Consider the following 23,965-nt stretch of genomic DNA (forward strand, 5'->3'; position numbering starts at 1 on the left):
GAAATGCTAATGCATAATTTTCAACTATTTATCAACTCTGCAAAGAAACTTGCCATTACTTTTCCGCCACCGTCTGATCCATTTTCTACATGCAGACCTCCCTCATGCTTTTCACACAATACTTTACAAATATATAGTCCTAATCCATGATGCGCATGAGCATCCCCAATCTCTCCGCGATAAAAAGGAAGCTTAGCCTTCTGAAGTGCCTCATCGGAAAAACCAGTGCCGTCATCCGTAACCGTGATGGTGAAAAAGCCCCTGCAGAAGCGATAATGCACTTTTACACGGCTGGAAGCATAGCGCGCTGCATTAGCCAGCAAATTCTCAAAAACCTGCATGACCAAGTCGCTATCGACAGCTATTTTGTTCGAATCCACAGCAATGGACGAGTCGAACGACTTAGCATACTGTCCGGCAATTTGTCTGGCGCTCTCATTCAGCAAGGAGGTTAGATGATGCATATCTGTCTCACGGCTATTTACCGGCATATCCTCCAACCTCTGAATCGAATTCATCGCTTCCGTGTAGTTTTCAAGACGAACAATATGAACCTTCATCGTTTGAACCATCTCCAGAAGCTTTTCCTCGGATATCTTTTTTGCGGGCAAATAGGTGGTCAGAAAATCGGAATAGCCTTTTAGGACAGAAAGCGGCGTTCTCAGGTCATGGGCAAAAATAGCGTTGAGTTGTTGGCGTTCCTCTGCCGATCGCCAAAGAGCTTTATAATTTCTCTCCAATTGGCCGCGCATGTTTTCAAATACTCGGCAGAGCTCGCCCATCTCATCCTTGCTATCATAAGAAAGATGAAACCCCAAATCGTTTGCCGAAATTTTCTCCGATGCCTTCATCAGCATTCCAAGCGGCTCTTTCAGTTTCCATCTATAGAAGAGGATAGCCATCAAAACTATTCCTGCGGCAACCGTTAGCAGGACCATCGTAACGAGAGAAGGCAGCACCCAACCAATTACAGAGGAATCGTCAGCATACCGCAGCCGGATTCTTTCCGCCCATTCAAACTCCAAGGTGATGACGGCCATCACCGTGATTAACGTAAGGCAGCACAAAAAGATGAAAGACTGCAGCAAGGTCATATTTTTCAGTTGCAGCCAGCCTATGATTTTTGCCATTTGTAACCTACTCCCCAGACGGTAGCTATCGTGTTTTCACAGCCATGCTCTTTTAATTTAAAACGAATTCGCCGGATATGTTCTGCTATCACGCTGCTGTTGCCTTCATTGCCAAATCCCCATATTTTCTCAAAAATACGCTCTTTATCAAATACCATGCCGGGATTCATCGATAAAAGCTCTATAATATCAAACTCTTTTTTGGCCAGGGAAATTTGTACTCCATGAAAATAAAGCGTACGAGCCGAATAATCAATGACCAAATTTTCACTCAGCATAATCGATGTTTTATTTTGCGTTCGTATTTCCCTGCGTAAATGCGCCTCTACCCTTGCGCCCAATTCATGAATGCTGAACGGCTTGACAATATAATCATCTCCCCCTGCCTGAAAACCTGCTATTTTATCGGCCTCCTCGACGCGAGCGGTTAAAAATAAAATGGGACAGGACACAAAACTTCGGATTTTTCGGCATAATTCAAAACCATTCAGCTCAGGCATATTGATATCCAGCAAAACAAGGTCCGGTTGACTTTCCATTCGCTGCAACGCCTCCGAGCCGTTCTCCGCGGTCATAACGAAATATCCATTCATTTCAAAATAATCCGTCAGCAGCTTTCGAAGATCGGCTTCATCATCGATTATCAGAATTTTGTTCATTGGTTTTCCCTACTTCCTCATTTCAAATCAGCTATTTTCAGCATAGCAAAAAAGGCTTGGAATCCCAAGCGTGGTGAATGCCCTATTGATCAATAGAATAGAAAAGCACCTAGCGGGATATCCAGCAATGAGCCGCTCTCCCTAGGTGCTTGCCTTTCATTTGGTGCATCTCTTATCCAACAAGTCCTGTCCGCTCAATACTTTCGACAAAATAGCGCTGCACAAACAAATAAAGAATAATTAGCGGCAAAATCGCGAGCAAAATCCCCGTATCCTGTACCATGCTTAAGTAAAACGGGTCAGCTTTCGAGGATGCGCCGTCTTGAAGAAAGATGGATAAATTATAAGGCAAAGAAGCCAATTGGGTAGACATCACTTTGCTTGACGTCAAGTAGGTTGTCGTAAAGAAGCTGTCGTTCCACTGCCATACGAACGAGAACAGCAACACGGTCACAATTGCCGGCAGCGCATTAGGCAGCATAATGCGTAAAAACGTCTGCCCGACACCTGCACCATCCATATAAGCGGCCTCCTCCACCTCCTTGGGCACCCCTCTGAAAAATTGGCGAAAAATAAAAATATACAGCCCTGCTCTCAAGGAATTGGCCGTTATGGAGGTTAAAATAAACGGCCAATACGTGTTCAGCAAATTCACAGATTTTCCGGTCAATAAAGGAATCAAGCCCATCAGGGTAAAGTCCTTCAAGTTTAAATACACGGGAATAAGTATGGTGGTAGGCGGAACCATGATCGTTAGAATGACGCCTCCAAAAAGCAGCTTGCTCCCTTTAAACTTAAGTCTTGCAAAAGCATAGCCCGCGAGCGCACAGGAGGCAGCCGTCAGGACGGTCGTTGTCGACGACAGCGCAAACGTGTTCAGCAGCGTCTGCCAATAATCCATAATGGCGATCGCCTGTTTTATATTATCCAGCGAATAATTTTGTGGAATCCATATCACAATCGGTGAGTATAGATCTGTCTTGGATTTTATCGCTGTAGAAATCTTTTGAAGAATGGGATAAAGAATAACGAAGGACAATCCTGCGATTAAAGTTAAACGAACGAACGACCACAGCCACCGCTTCCAGCTTTCTAGCGATAATAATCGGTCCATTATCAAGGCATTCACGCTCCTTTTAGTCTTGGTAGAACACCCTTTTAGATACAAAATACGAGCTGATCAGCAAAATAATCATGATTGCCAGAAAATAGAGCCATGCCATCGCCGAGCTGAGGCCAAAGTTAAAGGTGGTAAAGCCTGTCTCCCGAATCAATTCCGTCATGTCATTCCTTGAGAACGAATCGATAATCGTATAGATCATATTGACGAGAATGAGCGGGCTGACCATTGGAAACGTAATCTTCCAAAATGCTTCATAGCCGGTAGCTCCCTCCATCTTGGACGCCTCATACAGCTGAGGAGATATCGTCTGGATGCCCGCTAGAAAGATCAAAAGCTGCACGCCCGATTGACTTACAATCTGGTAAATACGGTCGACTGCCCCTGTAAGATACAAGACAATGTCTTCATTAACTCCCGCATCAAGCATTAATCCGGCCAGCTCATAAGCGCCAAAGGCATTGATGATGCTGGAGCCCGCATTTTGATCATTGACAGCTTGAATCAAGCTTGTGCTCTCAAGCGTCATAATAACCCCCGAGGCCAAAATGACAGGCAGAAAAAAGATCGACCTTGCAACGGCTCTGCCGAAAAATTTCTGATTCAGCAATACAGCTAAAAACAAACTGAATATAACGATCAACGGTACATTTACGACCATATCCACAATCGCTTCCGTCAATATGCGATTAAAGCTCGTATTGATCGTCAAAGCCTCCACAAAGTTTGAAAATCCGATATATTGGATGCTCAGGCCCTCCGAGTTAGCCGTTATAGAACTAAAGCTGTAGCGTAAGGAGGAGACCATCGGAATAAAAAAGAAAAAAACAAATCCAAGCAGCCAGGGCAGTACAAAAATAAAACCTAAAAAAGCCTTCTGCTGCGCATAAGTCTGCTGCTTCAACCCGAGCTTCGTTATAAGCTTCAAGAGCGCTCACCACCCGTAATATAGCTCTCGGCTTCTACCGTCCTGCCTTCAACCGTCACTTGAGTGCGGTTATAGTTCACAATTACGTATATTCCATTCCCATAAACCGTCTTAAATACACCTTCATCCAGCTTTTCATGCGCGGTAATCCGCTCGTTTCGAACGTTCCTCAGAACGGCGTTCACTTCTTGATAGATCTCCGAGGCTTTATCAATCCATAGCTTGTAATTGACAGCATAGAGATGATTGTATTCACTATCCTTCACTTTATCGTTCGGCTCGTAAATCCATTCGAAATAAACGCCCGCTCCATATTCCAAATTTTTCAGTACATATTGCTTTTCATTCGTATAAGTAGAAAGATTATACGGTGCCCCCGCGTATTCGATAAATCCACGAATGACCATTTGATAGAAAGGGATTTCTTCATCCTCAAGCTTAAATCCGCTGCTCGACAACGGGGCATTCGTTATATCGGTCAAATAAGGCAGCGCATAGGCGTTTCCGCCGTTAGCCATCACCTTCAACTTTTCATCCCGAATTTTGTCCAGCGCTTCGCCCGATATGGCTTCGGACACCGTTCGATCCATTTGCTTGTTTTTACGGAAATCACTATTTAATTGATCGGCCAAATCCTGCAGCGAGAGGCCTCCAGTCTGCAAATCACGAATGCCTTTGAGCAAGGAATCCGTATAGCCTACTACGAGCCGTGGGGATATGACATAGGACGGCGATTTGGTTATATCACGTCGATTCAGTGCCAGATCAAGCGGATAAAGCATAGCAGGAACCTCTCTTAGCGTTCTTGAAGCATCATCCGACTCATCGAACCCTTCTCCTGTAAGCGCAGTCAAAATGGCAACCTCCGGGAACAAAGAAATCCCTTTGCTCTGGGCAAACGAAACCAATTCCTGCAATCCCTTGCTCCCCCCAATCTCCTTATCGACCCTAACATGGTCCGGGACTTTATGATCGAGACCTTCATTGAACCAGCCCGAATACTTGAGCTTAATATCGCTTATCTCACGCTGCTGCAGCTGCTCGACAATGGTTTGTGCTTGCTCGAATGTCGTAAGCGGTTCAAGTGCCTGATAGGGAATGCCCACGAAGTGCTTCTGCTTGGATATGCTTCCAACTAGCTGCAAATAGAAGGGAGTATCCACTGTCGTATCGTCTGCTTCGTGCTTAAGCAATCCATTATTTTTCTCCAAATATTGCTGATAATAACGAGCCATTCCTTGGTAAGAAGCTTGCTTGCCACTTAGAAATGCATAGCGGATCGTATAATCGCTTTTCATCGGGTTTTCTTGAAACCTCGGGAGAGAACGCTGCTGCCCATTCCCATCCAGGCTTACTGTGCCCTTATTGATCACATAGAAATTCGGATAGACATAGTTGTAGCTGTTCAACCTGCCTCCAATGTCCGCATGGATGGTAGCAACAGATGCGCCCTCCTCAATGATCCCGAGAAAAGCTCCGCCCTCCCGAATAATTCCAAACACAGGGAGCCTCACCTTCTGTTCTCTAGCTGCATTCTCGGTTCTGTCTATCGTTTGATCCGCCCCATAGACAAGCTGCTGATAGGCCGGATATTTGGTTTTTCCATTGTTAAAGTGGATAAGTGCGCCTGAGCCGTCTGGAACGAACATCGAGCCGTTCTCATCCGTCCCACCTGCGCCAAAAAAGCTGAGAAGTGAAATCGTGTTTACGGGATATTCATCGGGATAGCGAATGCTGGAAACGGGAATTTTGGCAACTAGGCTATCCGCATCCAGCGTATATTCAATCGATGCTTGAAAAATGCGCGCGGCGGGCTTCTCCTGCGTAAAATGAAGCTCGGCCATGCCCTCCTGCAGCTCCGCTTCTGTATACCCCGCTTCGTCCAATGCAGCGAGCGCCCGCTCCAATTGAAGCCCATTCAATGCGCTGTCATTTCTAGTATATACCGCTTTTTCCGTATCCTCTGTATAAGCGATGAGTAATGCCCTTCTCCCCGATTTGTCCAGCTTGCCCGACAATTCCTCGAAACGGGCCTTGCTTAACATTTGGGGTAAATCCTCTGCCGTTTTTGCGGTCGTACCAAATTGATAAGACACGCTAATCCCATTTGGAATCTCTGTGACATTAATCTGCTTATGGGCAACACTATCTGTATAGGAATTGATAGAGTTAATCTGGCCAAAGCTGTTATAAAAATCAATCTTTATTTGAGAGGACAATAGATCCTTGTTTACTCCCGTAGCAAGCGAATCCGAGCCTCGATCAAGCGGATTGCTGTTCCATATTTCACCCGTTTGTTTGATAAGAACGGCTATCGCCCCAGTCTGATCATCTACGAATAGCCGCAGTTGGTCGTTTTCAGCTACTCCCTTCATACCGGCGACACGAGAGTCCGTGAAAGCAGCGCTCAAGGCCTTCCCCTGCGAAAATACCGGCAAAGCCTGCCCCTCTTCCTCCCTATGATTGCCAGATGGCGTATCGGAGCAGCCTGCAAGGATAATCCCGACCAGGAAGCATGCGATCAACAGGGCATTTTTGGCTATATTCATCTCTATGCCTCCTCCCTTAACTTCTCAAAACCATTTCTTGATAAATAACCGATATAAAAGCCAGCATCTGCTGAATTAAACTAAAGAACAGTAAGCTTAAGAAGGCCATGAATCCCATAGCTGCAATAGTCAAAATGATGGTCCCAATCGTCTTGGACGGCGTATATTGATGAACCGTCATATTGCCGACAAAGAGCAGAAACATACACCATATCATGGCGATGCTGCTGGAAAATTGATAAAACGTCGTCTCCTGCAGCGAAATTAAATTACTCAACCAGATCCATGGAAAATGAACAATAACGAGCGGAATTAAAGCAAAGCATGTTGAAGTAAAGATGTCGACAAATTTCCCTTCCCCATCCATTAACGTCGTCAGCGACCAATTGGCCACGCACCAAAACAATACGGGAACAACGACATACAAAATCTCCATAAAGCTGTTCATTCCATTTGGGTTAACGAGATTGACCACAAACCCGCTGTACTGGCTCTGCATAATATTGGTCAAGGCCAGCAAAAACAGAATCACAAAAGAAATGACGATGTTCGCCTTTTGGCTGCGGTCATATTTCAACTCCCAATAGCCATTAAAGGGATGCAAAATGAGATAGAAAGGGTACTTATACAGCTCACTGTTCAATGGAGGCAACCTGACGTCCCCCTTTCTTTTTTCGATACTTTTTCATAAGCAAGGCAACTAACACAAGTCCAAGAATACCCGTCATAATCGCAGTAAAATGCTCTCGAAGCACTTGTTTGCGATAGAGCAGAAATGCCTTCGAATATCCTCGTTGATCCATGCTTTGTTTAAAATATTTCATGGCCTCGCCATAATCTCCCTGGCGAATCAGTGCTTTGCCAATTCCTGCATAAGCGAATTCCAGATTTGCATTCATGTTGATCGTCTGTTGAAACAACGTAAAGGCCTGCTCTTCATCGCCTTTATAATAACTCCTGACCGCTTCATTCAATGTGCGGCCGTATTCCGTCGATTGAAATACCGTGATTTCACCAAGCGCCTTATCCAATATGAGGTAATCATCACCAACGCGCTCAATCGCCACGGGTGTATGGAATTCACCCAATTGATTGCCCAGCCCACCGAAAACATACATGAAGTGTCCGTCACCATTGTAAGTGAAGATTCGGCCTCTGTTGGCATCCAAAATGGCGTACATCTCGCTGTCAGCGACATCGATATCGACCAATCGGGTAGGGCCATCAGCCGTCATGAAACGAATGTCTCCTTCCGGAGGAAAATAACCTTCCTCCCTTAAAATGTCGCTCCCCTGCGCATTCAATTTTCTGACGTTGTTTTGCGATTGACTATTTGTCGCGTAAAGAAAGCCTTCATCGTTAATATCCAAATTCGAAAATTCCGTCGGCGTGAACATCACCATCTGGCTCCGCTGGGCTTGGGTGGACAGCATTTTCCAGAAATACTCGACTGGGCTGAAAAACACACGGTTTGCACCGATAAACGATGTGAATTCGCCATTCGCATTAAACTCCATAAACCCGTCAAATACCCCAGCTGCCATCACATAAATTCGCTGCGCCTTATCCACGACAACTCTAATAGGTTCAAATTTGAAACCATCCTGCAGCAGCTCGGACTTCGGCGCTTCGATAACCTTCACCAGCTTGTCGTCCTGATCAAGATGAACCACCCTTTGATTTCCCGTATCAGCAACGAACACCTGCTTCTCATCCGTTACGAATAGACCTTGCGGGTTCTGGAACGTTTCCTCTTTGCCCTCATGGACGTATGAAGTAATCATTCGCACCAGCTCAAATTGCTGATTCAAAATGACGACACGATGATTGCCTGTGTCGAGCAAATAAATCTGCTTATCAGCCGTAACGTGCAAATCGCTCGGTTCCTTTAACGGTCCAATTCCCATGCTCTCGCCGTTCCATAAGCTTGTTGCTTTGTAGGCCGCAGGAGCGGCTACCGTATTGCCCCAAAATGAATAATTGTAAGACCCCGCATCCTCCGCCGCCTTGGCCATCGATCCTCCGATGCCCATGCTTATCAGGCAGCACAGGGCAATGAAAAGGTATACCTTCGTCTTTAATCTGCCTTTCAACATCCTGCACGACTCCCTTCTACTCTTTCATTCCGGAAGTTGCCATCGTCTGAATGACGCTGCTCTGGGAAATGATAAAGAGTGTGATCGGAACCACCATCAAGATCAGCGCGACTGCCGCTCCAACTCCTGCTCTGGCAATTCCCCCTTGCGTAATTTGACCCAAAGCATAATGCAGCGTCTTTAAATTCTCACTGTAGATAAAGCTGCCTCCATCGGTCCCCCATAACATAGGAAACTGTAAAATCATGAGCGTTAACCATGCAGGCTTCACATTCGGCATGACAATGCTCCAGTAAATCCGATATTCATTAGCACCATCAATTTTAGCCGCCTCCAGCAAGGCATCCGGTATTTGCTCCATAAATTGCTTCATAAGAAAGAGGCCTAACGGAAAGGCGAGTGATGGCACAATAATCGACGCATGCGTGTTAATCCATCCAAGCCAAGACATCACCATATAGTTGGGAATGGCCGTCACATGCCCGGAAAACATCAAGGACAGCACGACAATGGAGAAAAGCGTTTTAGCTCCCAAAAATCGGTATTTGGCCAGCGGATATGCCGCTGCCGAAGCAAGCAAAATATGCCCGGCCGTACCGACAATTGTAATGATTACCGTATTAGCGATATATCGCGTGAGCGGGACCCACGAATTGCCCATAATTGCCACCAGGTCAAAAAAGTTATCCAGCGTCGGGTTGTGCACAATTAGGCGTGGCGGGAAAATAAACAGCTCATCAAGCGGCTTAAACGCATTGTTCACTGCATAAATCAAGGGCATTGCCATAAACGTACCGAATAAGGCCAGAAGCGCGAATAGCAAAAAGCTGACTATAAAGGAACGATTGAGCTTTTTGGGCGTTCGCAGAACCGCGATCATTTTCATGGCCAACGTCACTCACCGACCTTTCGCAGCATTTTCTGTGTCAGCATATTCGTTCCAATCATAATGACAAAGAGAACCGTCGCAATAGCCGACGCATAGCCCATCTCAAAGCGAATCGAGCCATAGTCCATCAGGTGCGTAACCACCGTATGCGCAGCATAGTTGACACTTGGAAAGCCAGCCAGCGCAATGGAGATGTCCGCAACCGCGAATGCTCCCGTAATCTGCAGGACGGCCCCGAATAACAGCTGCGGCCGCATGGAAGGCAGCGTAATGAACCACAATTCCTGCCAGCGATTGTTAATGCCATCAACGGCGCCCGCTTCAATCAACGTCTGATCAATCGTTTGCAGGCCCGCGATAAAGGCGAGAAAGCTCGTGCCCAGGCTAAGCCATAGCTGGACGAGAATGACGATCGGCAAAATATATTTCTCATTGGTCAGCCATAAAATCGGTTCCAGCATAAATCCATATTTGATCAGAAACCCATTCAAATAGCCGTAGCTATCCCCGGAAAATACGATCAGCCATATAAAAAACACATTTCCGGAAATGGATGGCGCATAAAAAATCAAGGTCATGATCGCACGGATCTTCGGTGACAGCTCATTGATGATCCATGCAAATAGAAAACAAGCGATATAGCTGACCGGACCGGTAATGACCGCGAACATAAAAGTATTTTTCAAGGCAATCATGAATACATCGTCGTTAAGAAACAGCCTTGAATAGTTTTGCCAGCCAACAAAACGCGGAAATTCGAGCATATTAAAGTAAAAGAAGCTTAGACATAAAGAGAATACGACTGGAATGACCGTAAATAAGAAGAAAATGAGCATATACGGACTCATTAGAATATAGTAATGCTTGTTTCTTTTTAACTCATTTAGCGTATGTGCCCATTTGGATGTCTTCGTTGGCTGGACGAGTTTAGGAACGGCTTTACCTGTTGCTGCTTCAGCTTGCATCGGCTTTCACCCCAATCTAGTACGGTAAGTTGAATTCCTTCCGTTTGATCGCAATTTCATCGTTAATGTACAAAATATAATCGGATAACGCCTCGCGAGGATTCTCTTTTCCGTTGACAACTTTTCGGAAGGCATTATCCAGATGCCTGCCCGTGAAATAGCCGCCTGGCACCTGCGGGATTCCTCTCACCCACTGCCACTGGCTCTCCAAATTTTTATAGTCCTTAATCGGCCAAGGCAATTGCTGAAGCGCCTCCATATTAGCTGTCGGATAACGTGCGGCTTCACCCATAAGCCCTTCCATCTCGCGTCCGTATGCCACTTGGGTTTCCTTGTCCGTCCACCATTTCATAAATTCCCATGCCGAAGCCTTGTCACTCGCATTCTCAAGCATCATCACTGCGGTTGTATGGCTGGCGACTTCATGATTGATCGAGCCGTTCTGCTGCTCCATGCCGGGCACGATTGTAAAGTCCCATAGCCCTTTTATTTCCGGTGCCATGACCGTCAGTGCATTGTAGGTCGTATAATCCGCAATGCCGACTGGCATCTCACCCGTCCGAAAGCGATTAGGGAAGTCCGCCTGCAGCGGAAACTTATAGTTCGTATAAAACTTCGACCATGTCTTGAAGGCTTCCATCGATATCTCGGAATCCAAAGCGCTTTTTTTGTCCTCATCCCGATAGAACGCTCCGCCATTTTGATACAGCAGCATCGCGAAGGTCGCATTCGGAACGAGGTTCGCGTTATTTGTTGCCGCCTCAATAGGTAAATAAAATTCCATATTATGCTTTTGAAGAACGGAAATCATGTTGTATACATCCTGCCAGGTTTTAGGCGGCGTCAATTCCAGCTCCTCCAAAATATCCTTGCGATAAAACAGCATCGGGAACGTCTGCTGCTCCGGAAGGGCATACACCCCGTTGCTGTACGCATACGGTGCCAGTGCGCTATCGCGGAATCGGGACGCTACCTCCTTGAAATCAGCAAAGCTCGATAAGTCCGCCGAGGCGTTCCGCATCGCATAGTTGACGGGTACATCTTCGCCAATTTGCATAGCAACGTCCGGCCCCTCTTCGGCTAAAGTGGCTGGCAGAAGGATGTTGCCCGGGACGAGCCTGAGCTTCACCGAAATATTCGTTTCCGCTGTAAAGGAATCGTCAATCAAGCTTTTCAGCACCTGCGCTTGGTCACGTCCTGTCGTAATCCAGACGGTTAGATTTTCTCCTGTATTGCCAATGCTGTCATAGTCTTCGGTATAAGAGGCGATATAGCCGCCAAGCTCGTGCTTGATTCGCTCGATTGCTGTCGCCTCCGCCTGAGGAAGCTCCCGATCCGGCGAGGAGACGACCAAATAATCAAGCGTAAGCGGTTGTTCGCGTACGGTCAAAATCCATGTTCCAAGACCGCCGACATTGATTTTGAATGCATTCAAGCGCCTTGCGACGGTTTCCGGTTTGTCCACCATTTCTTCCAATTGACGAACCATCGTATGCAGAACAGCTACTTTGTCGCTTCGCTCCCCCGTCGCTAACTCCAAATAATCGGCCACACGTTGAATCGTTGCCGCTTGCTCCTTGAATACCTTCGTCATCTCCGGTATCCGCTTCTCCAATTGATAATCGCGATAGGGATCCGGCGTATTTGAGGTAATGATCAATATTTTCCTGAACATCTCATTAAGCTGCAGCACGCTGGACTCGACCGTCCGCAGCAGCGGTGCAATTTCGCCGAGAGTAACCGCCATCCGGATCCGATGCGTGCCTTTCGTCAGATGGAATAAATACGGCTGCGCTCCTCCGAGTACATTCATCTGCCAGTTCATATCGAATTTAAACGGGATTTGCTTCATTTCCTTAAACGGGTACTGCCCGTCAATCATCAGGCTGCGCGTGCTGTAAACGCCCCGGAGCTGATCCTGCTTGCGCTTCAAGGCAATTTGATAGAGGCCATCCTCCTTCACCTCTACTTCCCACTCTATCCACTGCCCGGGCAGCTTCCAGTTCAGTCCGCCAATCGTATTGATTCTGAGCTTGGAAACATCGTACGGGATAACAGACGAACTTGATCTGTCGGAAAGCGGGCTTAAGGTTGGAGATGACTTCAGCACGGCCTCTTCCGCCTGAATCGTTACGTATTGATCTTTAACAGGCGCTAAACCTGCGGCTTCATATTCTTTTTTGATTTCCGCATAAGCTTTTGCGGTTTTCTCCTGATACAGCTCGATATAATCGATAGCCATTGGCTCCCGTGATGACGTCAGCGATAAGGTTTGCTGGCCTTTGTCAAAATAGAATAAGTAGGGCTCGTCATAATAACCGCCGCTATCCGTTAAAGTCTTGAGCTGCCACGACGGCTTCTCAACCTGTCTCGGGCGCAGATCGTTTCCTCTATCGTCCCTTCTTATAGCATCCTCCAGATTACCCCACAGTCGGTTAAACAACAGCATTTCCGCACCCTTGAATGGCACTTTCTCATTAATAGCAAGCTGCCTTTCGATCGCAGAGCTTTTTCCCTCTATTGGGTAATAATGAATTCTGACGTTGTAAAGTCCCGGCTCTGCTATCTCCAGATTCCAGCTAATGGTTCCAGCCTCTGGCGTAATCACCGCTTTTCCATCCAAGCCTTCAAACCGATCTGCCATTTCAAAGCCGTCTCCAACCGTTTTTGAAAAGCTTTCCCCTTCGATTCGGATAACCTCAGCCGGACGCTCGGCATTCGAATAGCTGTTCAAATAGTCGTCATAGCCGCCCTTGGCATAGGAATGCTCTCCCATCTCAAAAGCACTCTTGGCTTGAACTCTCCCCATGTCAGATTGATTCGGAGGGTTATAGCTCCAAATGGACAAAAAAAATAAAACTAGAGCAAGTATGGCGATTGCGTATTTCTTCGCTTTGCTGTTCAATTTTTCTCCCCTCCTGCTGCTAGAGATAATATATTCCGAACAGCCCCCATTAATAGAATGGCTAATTAGGGACTGTTCGACATTCGAAAGGAATCGCTATTTTTTATATACTTCGTCAATTGCAGCTTGCACCTTCGCCTTGTACTTGCTGATAACGGTAGATACCGAGTTTCCAGAAGTAAGCTCGCCTATAATATCGTAATAAGGCAATTTCGGGAACGTATTATGGTCGAGAACAAGCATGCCTTTTCCGGAATTTATCGCGTTCTCAATATCATCCTCATTCGTAAAGCTGCTCTCCAGCGTAGCTTGGTCTGGATAATCATAAATTGAATCGACATCGTTCATTTTTTCCCAAATATACATAAGCTGCTCTGGATGCTCGACCTTTTTAGGAATCGCCAGAGACTGGAAGAGAGCTTCTCCAGAATGATAGGCGGAAGCACTCGGGCCTTTAGGGAAGGGAACGAAACCAATGTCATAATCCTTCATATCATTGTTGAGTCCTCCGATCTCCCAAATGGCGCCTGCATACATCAGCGTATTGCCTTGACGGAAAAATTGGCCAGGCTCTGTCCAATCTCCCCCTTCCGTAGCTCTTGCAACCTTCTCGGTTGCCACACGGGAAATGAAATTAAATGCTTCTACCGTTTTGGGTTCTTCTAAATTTTGCTTATCTCCTTGGGTAAGACTTGCTTCATTAGAGTACAGTGCCTGTTCCATCAGCCCGCCTTGTGAAAGTCCCCATCTGTCCAGCTTCCCATCGTTATTCGTATCCTTGTTGGCCTCTTTGGCAACTTGAATGAACGTATCCCAATTCCAATTATCTTCATTTACATAATCCTGAAGCGGTTTAAGTCCTAGCTGATTCAGCAGAGTACGATTATAGAAAACGCCACCCATAAAATCAGACTGATTATCCGTAAAACCATAGCCTCTGCCTTCATACTGCATAAACTCATTTGTAACCTTCTGGTTGAATACCTTCGTATTTTTCGTATACTCATCAATCGGCCAAATTAAATCTTGTTGGACCAATGACGGAATCATATAGGCTTTACCCAGTCTGACGATATCGCCCAGTGGCTCGCCTGCCACCAAAGATGCGACAGCTTTCTGCTGGTACTCACCGTAGTCAACAGCGACGTATTCCACTTTAAAATTATGCTTCTTCATTAGCGCTTCCAGATTTTTCTTGCGCTGAATGTTGTCTGGATTGTCCTCAGATATCGTCATATCCCACCACGATACGATTTTGATCACCCGTCCGCCCATGTCGAAATCCATCTCTGGCGTCGACAGCTCATCTCCGGTTTTCGTCCCAGCCTCATTAGTTCCAACTGGATCGGCTGTTTCCAAACCTTCGTTTACGCTTGCCTCTGCTTTTTCCGTATTGCCGTTACCGCCGCTGCTTCCAGTGGCATCACCGCCTGAATTTCCGCTGCATGCTGCCAATGTGAATATCAACATTAAACTTAAAAAAACGACTGCCATTTTTCTCACTTGCACATGGATCCCCCCTGAAAATGGATTACATAAAAAGTGTAGCGCTTACATTTCTGAGCAACAACCTGCCTGTATCTAGATCAATTACCCGCCAAGGTATAGATTCGGATGAAATCGCTTTCTCGCTTTGCCTCTCTCGTTTTCAAATGGTAAACAAATGGTTGAGGGATAAAGAAATGCACGTTGTGGCGAAGCCGCACGTTGAACATAATGGAAACATAATTACTTTATTCGTGCGGAAATTTACCCGCAGACTACTATCTATTATGAAAGTGAGGTTCTTACCGTGTATAAGATATTGCTTGTTGATTCAATGATTCATTCGAGGGAACGAACGCAGAACATGCTTGACTGGAGCCATTTAGGTTTTATCATACAAGCGTATGCGGACAATTCCTCGGACGCCCTGGCTTTATTGGATAGGGAGCCACTTTCCCTTGTTCTGATTAATATTAAAAACACTCAAGCTGATAGCATGCTGCTCTGCGAGCATATCCGCGAGCAGAGCCGTGTTCCCATTATCCTCTTGGAGGGCAGCGATGATTTCCAGTTGGCGAGGAAAGCTTTGGCTTATCAAGTAAGCGATTACATTTCACGGCCCGTTCTCGCAAGCGATTTAACGGCAAGTTTACTTGCTGTAAAAAAAGAGCTCGATTCCTTTTCAGATGATCCACCTCTTGCAGCTTCAGCGCCGCTTCCCTTCAAGAGAAAACCTCATGCTGCGTCCATTATCGATGTCGTGAAAAAATACGTGGAGGAAGAACTGCACCTTAACATTACGTTGAAAAAAATATCAGCCCTATTGCACTTCAACTGCGCTTACTTAGGTCAAAAATTCAAGGATCATGAAAACATGTCGTTTAATGAATACCTCCTTCAGCAGCGGATGGAAAAAGCAAAGCTGCTGCTCGAAAAAACGGATATGCGCATCTATGAAATTGCTAATGAGGTCGGTTACACCGAAATCGATTGGTTCTACAAAAAATTCAAAGCGTATACAGGAGCCAGTGCGAACGAATATAGAAAGCAAATCTCTTAAATTCATCGCTGTAATGGCAAGCATAAAAATACAGGCCAGCTTCCCTTGGATGAGGAAGCTGGCCTGCTGCATGTGTGGTAACGTTAAAATCCAGCAGATAGATTGACAACCTCGTAATAGGCGCCTTTCGGCCGCTGCTCCGTATCAAACAATAGCGGCCAATTTTTGCGTCCTCTTACCGGGAAATAATCCAGCCACGTATAGTCGTCTGCTGCTCCCCAGAAGGTAACGCCGGTCAGCACATCCCGATATTCGCGGAAAAGCTCAAAAAACTGCCGGTAACGTAGTTCCTGCTGACGCAGCATTTCGGCTGTCGGTGCCGCCAAATCCGTACGTCGGTCGTCAAAGGCGAAGACCGACACATCCATCTCCGTTATTTGCAGCTTCAAGCCAAGCGATGCATAACGCTCGATTGCCGTGCGAATGTCAGCCAAAGACGGCTCTGTTAAATTCCAGTGCGCCTGCAGACCGATGCCGTGTACTGGCGCTCCCTGCTCAAGCAGCGATTTGACGAGCCGATAAATTTTCTCTCGCTTGCCCGGGTTGCACTCGTTGTAATCGTTGTAGAACAACAGCGCAGCAGGGTCGGCTTCATGGGCAAAACGGAATGCTTGGGCCATATAATCGTCGCCAATACCCTCCAGCCACCTTGAGGGCCGCAGCCATTCCTCCCCATCGTCAGTGACCGCTTCGTTGACGACATCCCAGCAGTAGATCGTATCGCGGTAACGCTGTACAACCGTCTCGATGTGAGCCTTCATCCGGGCAAGCAGCGTTTCCCGAGCTGCCGAACCGCCGTTTCCATCGTCGAATACCCAATCCGGCGTCTGATTATGCCACACCAACGTATGTCCACGCAGCTTCATGCCATTCTCGCTGGCAAACTGGGCAATTCGGTCAGCCTCCTCGAAGGTATACGTATTTTCAGCAGGGTGAACGCTCGCGAATTTCATCTCGTTCTCCGCCGTTACACTGTTATAGTGCCTCACCAGCAGCTCGCGTTGGCTTACGATTGTGTGACTATTAACCGCAGCACCGATCAGAAAATCATTTTTGAAGCTTCCCGCCAGACTATCCGTCGCATTCATATGGTTCTTCTCTGCCATTCTTCTGCCACCTTTCGCTTCTTTATATGACGACGCTACTTTCCGTTCACGCCCGTCAGTTTCAAGACCCCAAAGCCGAATGTATTCTGGTACGACTGTCCGGACCGATCATTCCAGACGGCCACACTATCGCGGTCCCCGTCGCCATCCTCGTCATTGTTGACCTGTACGTCAAAGCCGATCAGATCTCCGGCTTTTGGAGCCTTTCCGATCCACGCGATAGATGCTTCCACTACATAACCATTCGCTGTCCGCTTCGCAGCTGAGATCAGATTTTCGCTTAGTGAAACCGGACTGACACTCTGCTCATTAACGAAGTTAATCCGGTACTGTCCGTCATCGGACTCGTAGTGGCTGCTCGCTGCATTATTTTGATCGATGAAAATTTCCACCGAATCCTGCTCCCACGCATTAGCACTCTTTTTCGAAAGCAGCGAGTCCGTTATTTCGGCCAGCACGTACAAACGGCGGCCGTCCCATAACGTCCTGACCTTGGCCTTCGATCCACTTGATCCATTGACCCAGCGTTCGGTCACGATTGATTTTGCATTTGCCCATACCGCATCAATGCTGCCATCAATGACTGGCGTACCTTTTACAGCTTTAGCGTATTGAGGTCCTTCAACCAGCTGTAAAACACCGAATTTGGACGTATCGGCATCCTGCGAATTCGTCGTGTCATTCCAAGATGTCTTCGTTACTATGCTGCCGGATTTGTCAACGATTCGCACATCAATCCCAAGCTCTTTGCCAAGCACCAGACCGTTTATTGGAACCGCAGCTTCTATTCGGTAGCCGCCAGCCGTCTTGACTGCTATATAATTCACGGTTTTATCCTTATTCGCTCCACTGCGCCGGAATGTATATTTTTTGTCGTCCGCCTCGTAAGACGTTGTCTTGCCATTGTTGCCGTCCATATAAAGCTCGACCGCATCGCTGCCATTCGTCGTTTTATCCAACACATCTACCGTTACATAAAGATACCTTTTATCCCATAGCGTCTTAATCTTGGCAATCGCATCGCCTTCCTTCAGCACGGATATGAGCGGTGCTCTATTCCACGCCTCCTCCAGCTTGCCATCGATCTTCGCGCTTCCCTCTGTCGCCGTTGCTTGCATCGTTTCGACTGGCACCTTGCTCGGATCAACGAGTGCCCAATACGCGAATTTCGCCTGAAGCCGTTCATCGAACAATAGCGGCCAATTATTGCGCGTGACAGAGAAGGTACGGAGCCATGTATTAATGTCGTCCTTGCCCCAGAAGATTACTGCAGTGATCTGGTCCTTGTGCTTCTTAAACACTTCGAAAATTTCCTTGTACCGGTTCGCCTGCTTAATCTGCAGCTCAAGCGGAAACGTATCATAGGAATCCGTGTCATTCGTATAGACACTCATATCCAGCTCCGTGATCTGCTGCTCAATGCCTAGGTCCCGGAAAGCCTGAAGCATATCATCAAGAGACTGAATGGACGGGTCCGCAATGCCAATATGTGTCTGATGGCCGACACCGTCCACAGGGATGCCCTTATCCTGCAGGCGCTTGATCAAATCATGCAAATATTGCCGTTTTTCAGGAATATTCGTATTGTAGTCGTTAATGAACAGCTTGGCCGCTGGATCTGCTTCATGCGCATATTCGAACGCCTTCTCGATAAATTCCTCGCCAGCTATTTGATACCATAAGCTGTTGCGCAGGCCGTTCGGCTTCTGGTCACCGGGCTCAAGAACCTCATTTACAACATCCCAAGCGTAGATTTTGCCTTTGTATCGGCCGACTACCGTCTCAATATGCCGCTTCATCCTTGCAAACAGCAATTCCTTGCTGGCTAAGTTGCCGTTCTCATCGTAGAACACCCAATCCGGCGTTTGGGAATGCCAGATGAGCGTATGGCCGCGTAAGGCAATGTCATTGTCTAAAGCGAAATCAACGATCTTATCCGAGCGTGTAAAATCAAATTGTCCTTCCTTCGGCTCGGTAGCATCCCACTTCAGCTCATTGCCTGCGGTCAGACTGTTGAAATGCTTTTGAAGCAGCTGGGCATCTGGCCCGGCAGCATCTTCAATTTCACCCACGAGCAAGGAGGATCCGAGTAAAAAATCATCGGCAAATACATCTTTTAGAGCTGGAATATCCTTTTGAATTTCAATGGGTACCGAATCTGGCATACGCTCAATAACAACATCGTCCACATTAAATTCCAGTTTCGCATGATCTATGGATTCAAAGTAAACACCTAGGGTCTCAATCGGATGGAGCAAGCTGTACGCGCCCGTTAGCTTCACCCAGCCGCTTTCTGTTACCGTTTTGGCAGCAACTGGCTCATAAAACATATTCCCATTCGTTTTCCGCTCAATCATCATAGAGATAGAGGAATCAGGCATTCCCGCAGGCAGGCGAACCCAGGCCGAAAACGCGTAGGTTTTGCCAACCTCCATAAACGATGCCAGATCGAGCATCGGACCGTTCCATCCTTCCGTTCTCCCCGTAACCTGAAGACCGTATGCTCCCGAATGGGCGGCCGAGGAGGTAGCTGTCAGACTTTCGTTGCCGCCGCGTCCATGCCAGCCTTGTGTAGTGCCGTCTTCAAAATCCGTCGCGAGCCGTTCCGCCTCGCTTGGCGTCTCTGCGCCAGCTTCCGCATTCGTCTGCTTTGGCAGCAAACTAAGCGACAAGGCCGTCATCATCAAAATGGTAACCAATAACAATGAAATAGAGCGTTTCAATCGATTTTTCTTCATTAAAGACACCTCGCCTTTCAACTTTTATTCCATAAAGTCCCCACTCGGGGCGTGTCATGGCAGCCTTTTAACCAAATCCACCCTGATTCAGCTCCTCCATGAAAGTATAGCGCTTTCATATTTCAGCAACTACCCGTCGATCTTTGTGAATTTACCCGATAAATCATAGATGCTAAAGCGTAGCAACAGGAGAAAAAAGCAAACGAGCGGCCCCTGCGCACAGGCCGCTCGCTCATTTGCTTCATCTCATCCAGTATATGCTCAGTTATACTTCACATCACCCGGTAAAAGCTAGATTGTACTACGTTAGATAATCTTGCAATAACGGAAATAATCGAAATCGACATATCCGCCTGCTTGCTCGGTGGCGTAATTAAACAGCCCAATCCGATAGCCCATAAAATGCTCCAACCTATATTTCATAGGTAAAGAACGGCCGACTCGTATCCATTCCACTCCATTCGCAGAATAATAAAAGTGAGCGATATCCGCACTGTCCTTAAAATTAAAATCGATTTTCAAATGTATTTGGCTGCCTTCGAATGGACTTTGCTCAACCGCTTCTTCACCGCCGTCGCTCTGATTCATACATGTGACCACATAGCGGTCGCCATTGTCCGCAGCCCGAATGCCTACTGTCCCGAATAAATGCTGCAAGGCAACCAAGCCTGCATAGTCACCCGGTTTCATATGGGAAACATCCATCATTGTCATCCCGCTGCAGACCGGGCCTTCCGTCCGCTGTGTTAACGTATTGCGGGCATATGCAATACTGCTTGCCGGATTCCCCGTCATCAATCGCAAAAAACCCGGCCTAGCCGTTACGGACCAAAGTCGATTATCCGGGTTATGGTTCCACTGCCAGTTCAAGGCCAGTTTGTTTTCCGCATACTCAAACTCATCGCTAATGACTAACGGTTTAGGCTCCGAATTCGGCAAGTGCACGTCAAATGCTGGGGGAACTTCACCGTCTATGCCGATAACCGGCCAATCATCTATCCAGGAGACAGGCAGCAGGCAAGGGATTCTGCCTACGGCATCATGGTCTTGAAACAGTATTGCAAACCAGTCTTCTGCGGGTGTGTCGACAATGCCGCCTTGCGCGATGCCATTGTTGCGATAGCCCATATCATCATCTAGCAGCAGCTTGCTCTCATAAGGGCCCAGAAGCGCTCGGGAACGGTAGCATAGCTGTCTTCTGCGCCGATTTCCGGTATTCGGCCATTCGATGAAAAACAAATAATAGTACCCATTCAGCTTGTAAGCATGACAGCCCTCGCAGCGCAGCCCAATTCCATCCCGCTCCGTCTCAAACAGCAATTGATCGATCCCGCTCGGTTTGAGAGCCGTCGCATCTGCTGTGAGCTCCGTAATACGGATATCCCCGTTCCCGTGGATGACATAGACGCGTCCTTCGTCAAACAGCATGCTCGGGTCATGATGGAGTCCTGGAATGGCGGAGCGTTCCCAACATCCATTCTCGATATCCGTCGTCTGATAAACATAGAACTGGTTCATGTCGAGGCTCGAGAAGCATACATAAAACCTGCCGTTATGATGGCGCAAGCATGCGGCCCACGAACCTTTTCCATAAATTCCTTTCCCGTCAAGCAAATTATGGGCAGCATTATCCTCGAAAGTATCGAACACATAGTTTACAATTTCCCAATGCAGCAAGTTCTCCGACTTCATGATTGGGCACCCAGGCATCGTGTGCATGCTTGTGCTAACCATATAGAAGGTCGTTCCCACTCTAATGACGCTTGGATCAGGGATATCTGCCCATATGATCGGGTTGGTAATCATCGTCTTGCTCACACGATTCACTCCTCAAGCATTATCGTATTTATATGCTATGCTTTGCTTTCCTTCGCATAAGGATCGATCATCTGAATCGTCCCGTCCTCATTGTAGTGCAATTCCGTAAATTTAACACAGCGCTTGTGATTGACGCCTTCAGAGAGGGAGCTGTCGTGATAGAATAAATACCATTTGTCCTCGAACTGCACGATAGAATGATGGGTTGTCCAGCCGATTACCGGCGTAAGAATGGTCCCTTTGAACGTATAGGGACCCATCGGGTTACGGCTAACCGCGTATACCAGCTTATGCGTAGTCCCTGTTGAGTACGACAAATAGTACCAGCCGTTATACTTATGCACCCAAGGTCCCTCGAAATATCGTCGATCCTCATCACCAGCTAAAATCGGGCTGCCGTTCTCGTCGAGAATCGAAATCTCCTGTTGATCCCCTTGGAAAGACAGCATATCCTCGCTCAGCAAAGCGACACGCGGACCCAGCGCTGCCTCCCCCGCATTCGGACCTGCTGCGTCTGCCTCGAAGACGCCGTTCTGCCATTTTTCCAGTTGTCCTCCCCAAAGACCTCCAAAGTAGATATAGGACTTATCGTCGTCATCCACGAATACAGCCGGATCAATACTGAAGCTGCCCGCAATGTAGTCTGGCTCTGGGGCAAAGGTACCCGCTGGTGTCGTGCTTGTGGCTACGCCAATTCGAAATATCCCTTCATGATCCCGAGCGGGAAAAAACAAATAATACAGATTGTTCTTATAGGCAGCATCCGGCGCCCATAGCTGCTTGGAGGCCCATCGTACATCCTTTAGATGCAAAACCTCGCCATGGTCAACAACAGCCGTTTCAAAATTATCTAGGGATAGCACATGATAATCCTCCATCGCGTATTGATCCCCATTATCGTTGTCAGGGCCATCGTGGTCGAGGTCATGAGACGGGTAAATATAGATTTTGCCTTCAAATACGTGTGCAGAAGGATCTGCCGTAAACATATGGGTAACAAGTGGTTGATTAGGTACTGGTGCATGAGACATAGGAATTCTCCTCCAATTCAAGGTCATTTCAAGCTGATATACCGCTTATTCGCCAAACTGCCAATCGTAAAATTTAAACAATGGATTGCCAGGTTCCCCGCAGAACACAAAGTACAAATCGTGCACACCGTCAGCACCCGAGACTTCTGTTTGCCATTCCATCCAGCCCTGACCGGTCATGTTCGGAATCGCGAGCGTCCCAACCAGCTTTCCGTCCGGGGCATTCAAGCGGAGCTCCATTTTGCTAGCCGCACCTACATTCAAGACGGAAGCCTTAAAAGCCGCGGCTCCTTTCCCCCCAAATTCCACCTTGGATAAAGCGAGCCAATCCCCGTTAATAATGTCCGTTACAGCCATTAGCGGGCTTTGCGGATCGTTCTCGCTTGCGATGGCTTCCACAGCAACGCCCGCACTCCACCCCATCGTCACCGCGCCAACACGATCGTAGGGATTAAATGCCTTTACTTGCCGGACACCTTCATAATCAGCATGGATTTCTTGAATCAAACCATCCTTAAACGCAAGCTGGTTCAGGTGCGTGGAGCGATAGCCGTTCGGAACGCCAAGCGTTTTGGATAAGGTCTGGGCATGATAAGCGATATACCAAGCATCATGGAACTGGAAAATGGCATGATGGTTGTTTCCGCCAATACCGAAGAAGTGCACTGGATTTTTGAGAATCGTTCCACGATAAGTCCATGGCCCCATCGGCTTGTCGCTTGTCATATAGGCAATTTCGCCTGCGGGCGGACTCCCCTCCAGGCGAGCGCCATTATAGAAGTTCGAGCAATAGGTATAGTAGTAAATCCCATCCCGCTTATTGATGCCGGCATCCTCGAACATATACGGGGCAGGAATGACGGCTGCCTCGCCGACAACGCTCGTCATATCATCACCTAACTGCATGACGCGCGCAGTATTGGGCATCTCATCCTTCCCCTCGGGAACGCCCCCGCCAAAATAGATATAGCCCTTTCCGTCATCATCGACCAATACGGCAGGATCGAAAAGCCACGTCACATTCTCCACGCCAGGCGTTGATCTCGAAATTAAGGGCTGCCCAATGGGATCAACCCACGGGCCTACCGGGCTATCGCTTGACAATACGCCAATTCCGCTTGCATTGTTGGCAAAATAAAGAAAATATTTATCCTTGCCGTCGATTATTTTATGCGCTGCTGCTGGCGCCCACGACTGCGTGGCCCATTTGGCTGCGCCCTGCGGGCCTGCCACCCGGATTTCGCCATGATCCGTCTAGTTCATCAAATCATCCGAGGAAATAACCGTGATTTTGTTGATGGTTCCATACGTATTTTCTTTCATATTTCCATCTTCGCCATATTCCAAAACATCGTTCGTCATATAGAGATAGACGCGCTTCTCTACTACTAAGGCATACGGGTCTGCTCCAAACTTGTGGGAGACAAGCGGATTGCCTTGTGGCGGCACCTTCCCGAATGCACTCGCGGGCAATAGGTCATTCATT

General features: G+C 47.5%; 18 protein-coding genes. 1 reads left to right on the plus strand and 17 read right to left on the minus strand.

Annotation, left to right across the window (positions count from 1 at the left end):
• Positions 1 to 20: 20 nt before the first annotated feature.
• The 11 genes from AC50X8_RS00160 to AC50X8_RS00210 all read right to left on the minus strand — a co-directional run bounded on the left by AC50X8_RS00160 (position 21) and on the right by AC50X8_RS00210 (position 14,750).
• Positions 21 to 938, minus strand: coding sequence for a sensor histidine kinase (locus tag AC50X8_RS00160; RefSeq protein ID WP_494878006.1), 918 nt, complete (start codon positions 936 to 938; stop codon positions 21 to 23).
• Positions 939 to 1,114: 176 nt separating this feature from the next.
• Entirely contained in the window at positions 1,115 to 1,789 is a 675-nt protein-coding gene (locus AC50X8_RS00165; protein ID WP_494878008.1) for a response regulator transcription factor, read from the minus strand.
• Positions 1,790 to 1,961: 172 nt separating this feature from the next.
• Positions 1,962 to 2,903 (minus strand): carbohydrate ABC transporter permease, encoded by a 942-nt coding sequence (locus AC50X8_RS00170; protein WP_494858799.1) that lies wholly within the window; start codon positions 2,901 to 2,903, stop codon positions 1,962 to 1,964.
• A gap of 22 nt (positions 2,904 to 2,925) precedes the next feature.
• The gene (locus AC50X8_RS00175; protein WP_056029153.1) at positions 2,926 to 3,837 is read right to left on the minus strand and encodes a carbohydrate ABC transporter permease; all 912 of its coding nucleotides are present in this window, start codon (positions 3,835 to 3,837) and stop codon (positions 2,926 to 2,928) included.
• Positions 3,834 to 6,386, minus strand: a complete 2,553-nt coding sequence (locus AC50X8_RS00180) for a DUF5696 domain-containing protein (RefSeq protein ID WP_494878011.1) — start codon at positions 6,384 to 6,386, stop codon at positions 3,834 to 3,836. Before AC50X8_RS00180 ends, AC50X8_RS00175 begins: the two co-directional genes overlap by 4 nt.
• A gap of 16 nt (positions 6,387 to 6,402) precedes the next feature.
• The gene (locus AC50X8_RS00185) at positions 6,403 to 7,038 is read right to left on the minus strand and encodes a YIP1 family protein (protein ID WP_155972734.1); all 636 of its coding nucleotides are present in this window, start codon (positions 7,036 to 7,038) and stop codon (positions 6,403 to 6,405) included.
• Positions 7,019 to 8,482 (minus strand): NHL repeat-containing protein, encoded by a 1,464-nt coding sequence (locus AC50X8_RS00190; RefSeq protein WP_056029159.1) that lies wholly within the window; start codon positions 8,480 to 8,482, stop codon positions 7,019 to 7,021. Before AC50X8_RS00190 ends, AC50X8_RS00185 begins: the two co-directional genes overlap by 20 nt.
• Positions 8,483 to 8,498: 16 nt before the next feature.
• Positions 8,499 to 9,368: a carbohydrate ABC transporter permease gene (locus AC50X8_RS00195; protein ID WP_056032706.1), complete on the minus strand. Its 870-nt coding sequence runs from the start codon at positions 9,366 to 9,368 to the stop codon at positions 8,499 to 8,501.
• An 8-nt stretch (positions 9,369 to 9,376) separates the two neighbouring features.
• Positions 9,377 to 10,336, minus strand: a complete 960-nt coding sequence (locus tag AC50X8_RS00200) for a carbohydrate ABC transporter permease (RefSeq protein WP_494878014.1) — start codon at positions 10,334 to 10,336, stop codon at positions 9,377 to 9,379.
• Positions 10,337 to 10,352: 16 nt separating this feature from the next.
• A complete protein-coding gene (locus tag AC50X8_RS00205) occupies positions 10,353 to 13,241 on the minus strand; it encodes an extracellular solute-binding protein (protein ID WP_494878016.1) in 2,889 nt (962 codons plus the stop codon).
• 96 nt (positions 13,242 to 13,337) lie between these two features.
• Positions 13,338 to 14,750: an extracellular solute-binding protein gene (locus AC50X8_RS00210; RefSeq protein WP_494878018.1), complete on the minus strand. Its 1,413-nt coding sequence runs from the start codon at positions 14,748 to 14,750 to the stop codon at positions 13,338 to 13,340.
• Positions 14,751 to 15,033: 283 nt separating this feature from the next.
• Here AC50X8_RS00210 and AC50X8_RS00215 point away from each other — a divergent pair, with 283 nt between their 5' ends.
• A complete protein-coding gene (locus AC50X8_RS00215; RefSeq protein ID WP_494878020.1) occupies positions 15,034 to 15,786 on the plus strand; it encodes a response regulator transcription factor in 753 nt (250 codons plus the stop codon).
• 83 nt (positions 15,787 to 15,869) lie between these two features.
• On the opposite strand, the gene AC50X8_RS00220 is transcribed toward AC50X8_RS00215, so the two are convergent.
• The 6 genes from AC50X8_RS00220 to AC50X8_RS00245 form a co-directional block, all read right to left on the minus strand.
• Positions 15,870 to 16,874 carry an endo-1,4-beta-xylanase gene (locus AC50X8_RS00220; RefSeq protein WP_494878659.1) on the minus strand — a complete coding sequence of 335 codons (1,005 nt, stop codon included), beginning with the start codon at positions 16,872 to 16,874 and terminating at the stop codon, positions 15,870 to 15,872.
• Between the two features lie 53 nt (positions 16,875 to 16,927).
• On the minus strand, positions 16,928 to 19,630 hold the full coding sequence (locus tag AC50X8_RS00225) for an endo-1,4-beta-xylanase (RefSeq protein ID WP_494878022.1): 2,703 nt from the start codon (positions 19,628 to 19,630) through the stop codon (positions 16,928 to 16,930).
• A 306-nt stretch (positions 19,631 to 19,936) separates the two neighbouring features.
• Positions 19,937 to 21,448: a glycoside hydrolase family 43 protein gene (locus tag AC50X8_RS00230; RefSeq protein WP_494878024.1), complete on the minus strand. Its 1,512-nt coding sequence runs from the start codon at positions 21,446 to 21,448 to the stop codon at positions 19,937 to 19,939.
• 35 nt (positions 21,449 to 21,483) lie between these two features.
• Entirely contained in the window at positions 21,484 to 22,479 is a 996-nt protein-coding gene (locus AC50X8_RS00235; protein ID WP_494878026.1) for a glycoside hydrolase family 43 protein, read from the minus strand.
• A 45-nt stretch (positions 22,480 to 22,524) separates the two neighbouring features.
• Positions 22,525 to 23,712 (minus strand): glycoside hydrolase family 43 protein, encoded by a 1,188-nt coding sequence (locus AC50X8_RS00240; protein ID WP_494878028.1) that lies wholly within the window; start codon positions 23,710 to 23,712, stop codon positions 22,525 to 22,527.
• Between the two features lie 21 nt (positions 23,713 to 23,733).
• Complete coding sequence (locus tag AC50X8_RS00245) at positions 23,734 to 23,964, minus strand: hypothetical protein (RefSeq protein WP_494878030.1); 231 nt, start codon at positions 23,962 to 23,964, stop codon at positions 23,734 to 23,736.
• Position 23,965 lies beyond the last annotated feature (1 nt).

The sequence above is a fragment of the Paenibacillus sp. JT22N15 genome, from assembly GCF_059383755.1.

Coding starts and splice junctions, on each gene's coding strand:
- AC50X8_RS00220 (WP_494878659.1), bottom strand. CDS start 16,874: ATGAATGCGACGGATAGTCTGGCGGGAAGCTTCAAAAATGATTTTCTG.
- AC50X8_RS00190 (WP_056029159.1), bottom strand. CDS start 8,482: ATGTTGAAAGGCAGATTAAAGACGAAGGTATACCTTTTCATTGCCCTG.
- AC50X8_RS00225 (WP_494878022.1), bottom strand. CDS start 19,630: ATGAAGAAAAATCGATTGAAACGCTCTATTTCATTGTTATTGGTTACC.
- AC50X8_RS00200 (WP_494878014.1), bottom strand. CDS start 10,336: ATGCAAGCTGAAGCAGCAACAGGTAAAGCCGTTCCTAAACTCGTCCAG.
- AC50X8_RS00165 (WP_494878008.1), bottom strand. CDS start 1,789: ATGAACAAAATTCTGATAATCGATGATGAAGCCGATCTTCGAAAGCTG.
- AC50X8_RS00245 (WP_494878030.1), bottom strand. CDS start 23,964: ATGAATGACCTATTGCCCGCGAGTGCATTCGGGAAGGTGCCGCCACAA.
- AC50X8_RS00160 (WP_494878006.1), bottom strand. CDS start 938: ATGGTCCTGCTAACGGTTGCCGCAGGAATAGTTTTGATGGCTATCCTC.
- AC50X8_RS00170 (WP_494858799.1), bottom strand. CDS start 2,903: ATGGACCGATTATTATCGCTAGAAAGCTGGAAGCGGTGGCTGTGGTCG.
- AC50X8_RS00195 (WP_056032706.1), bottom strand. CDS start 9,368: ATGAAAATGATCGCGGTTCTGCGAACGCCCAAAAAGCTCAATCGTTCC.
- AC50X8_RS00180 (WP_494878011.1), bottom strand. CDS start 6,386: ATGAATATAGCCAAAAATGCCCTGTTGATCGCATGCTTCCTGGTCGGG.
- AC50X8_RS00235 (WP_494878026.1), bottom strand. CDS start 22,479: ATGTCTCATGCACCAGTACCTAATCAACCACTTGTTACCCATATGTTT.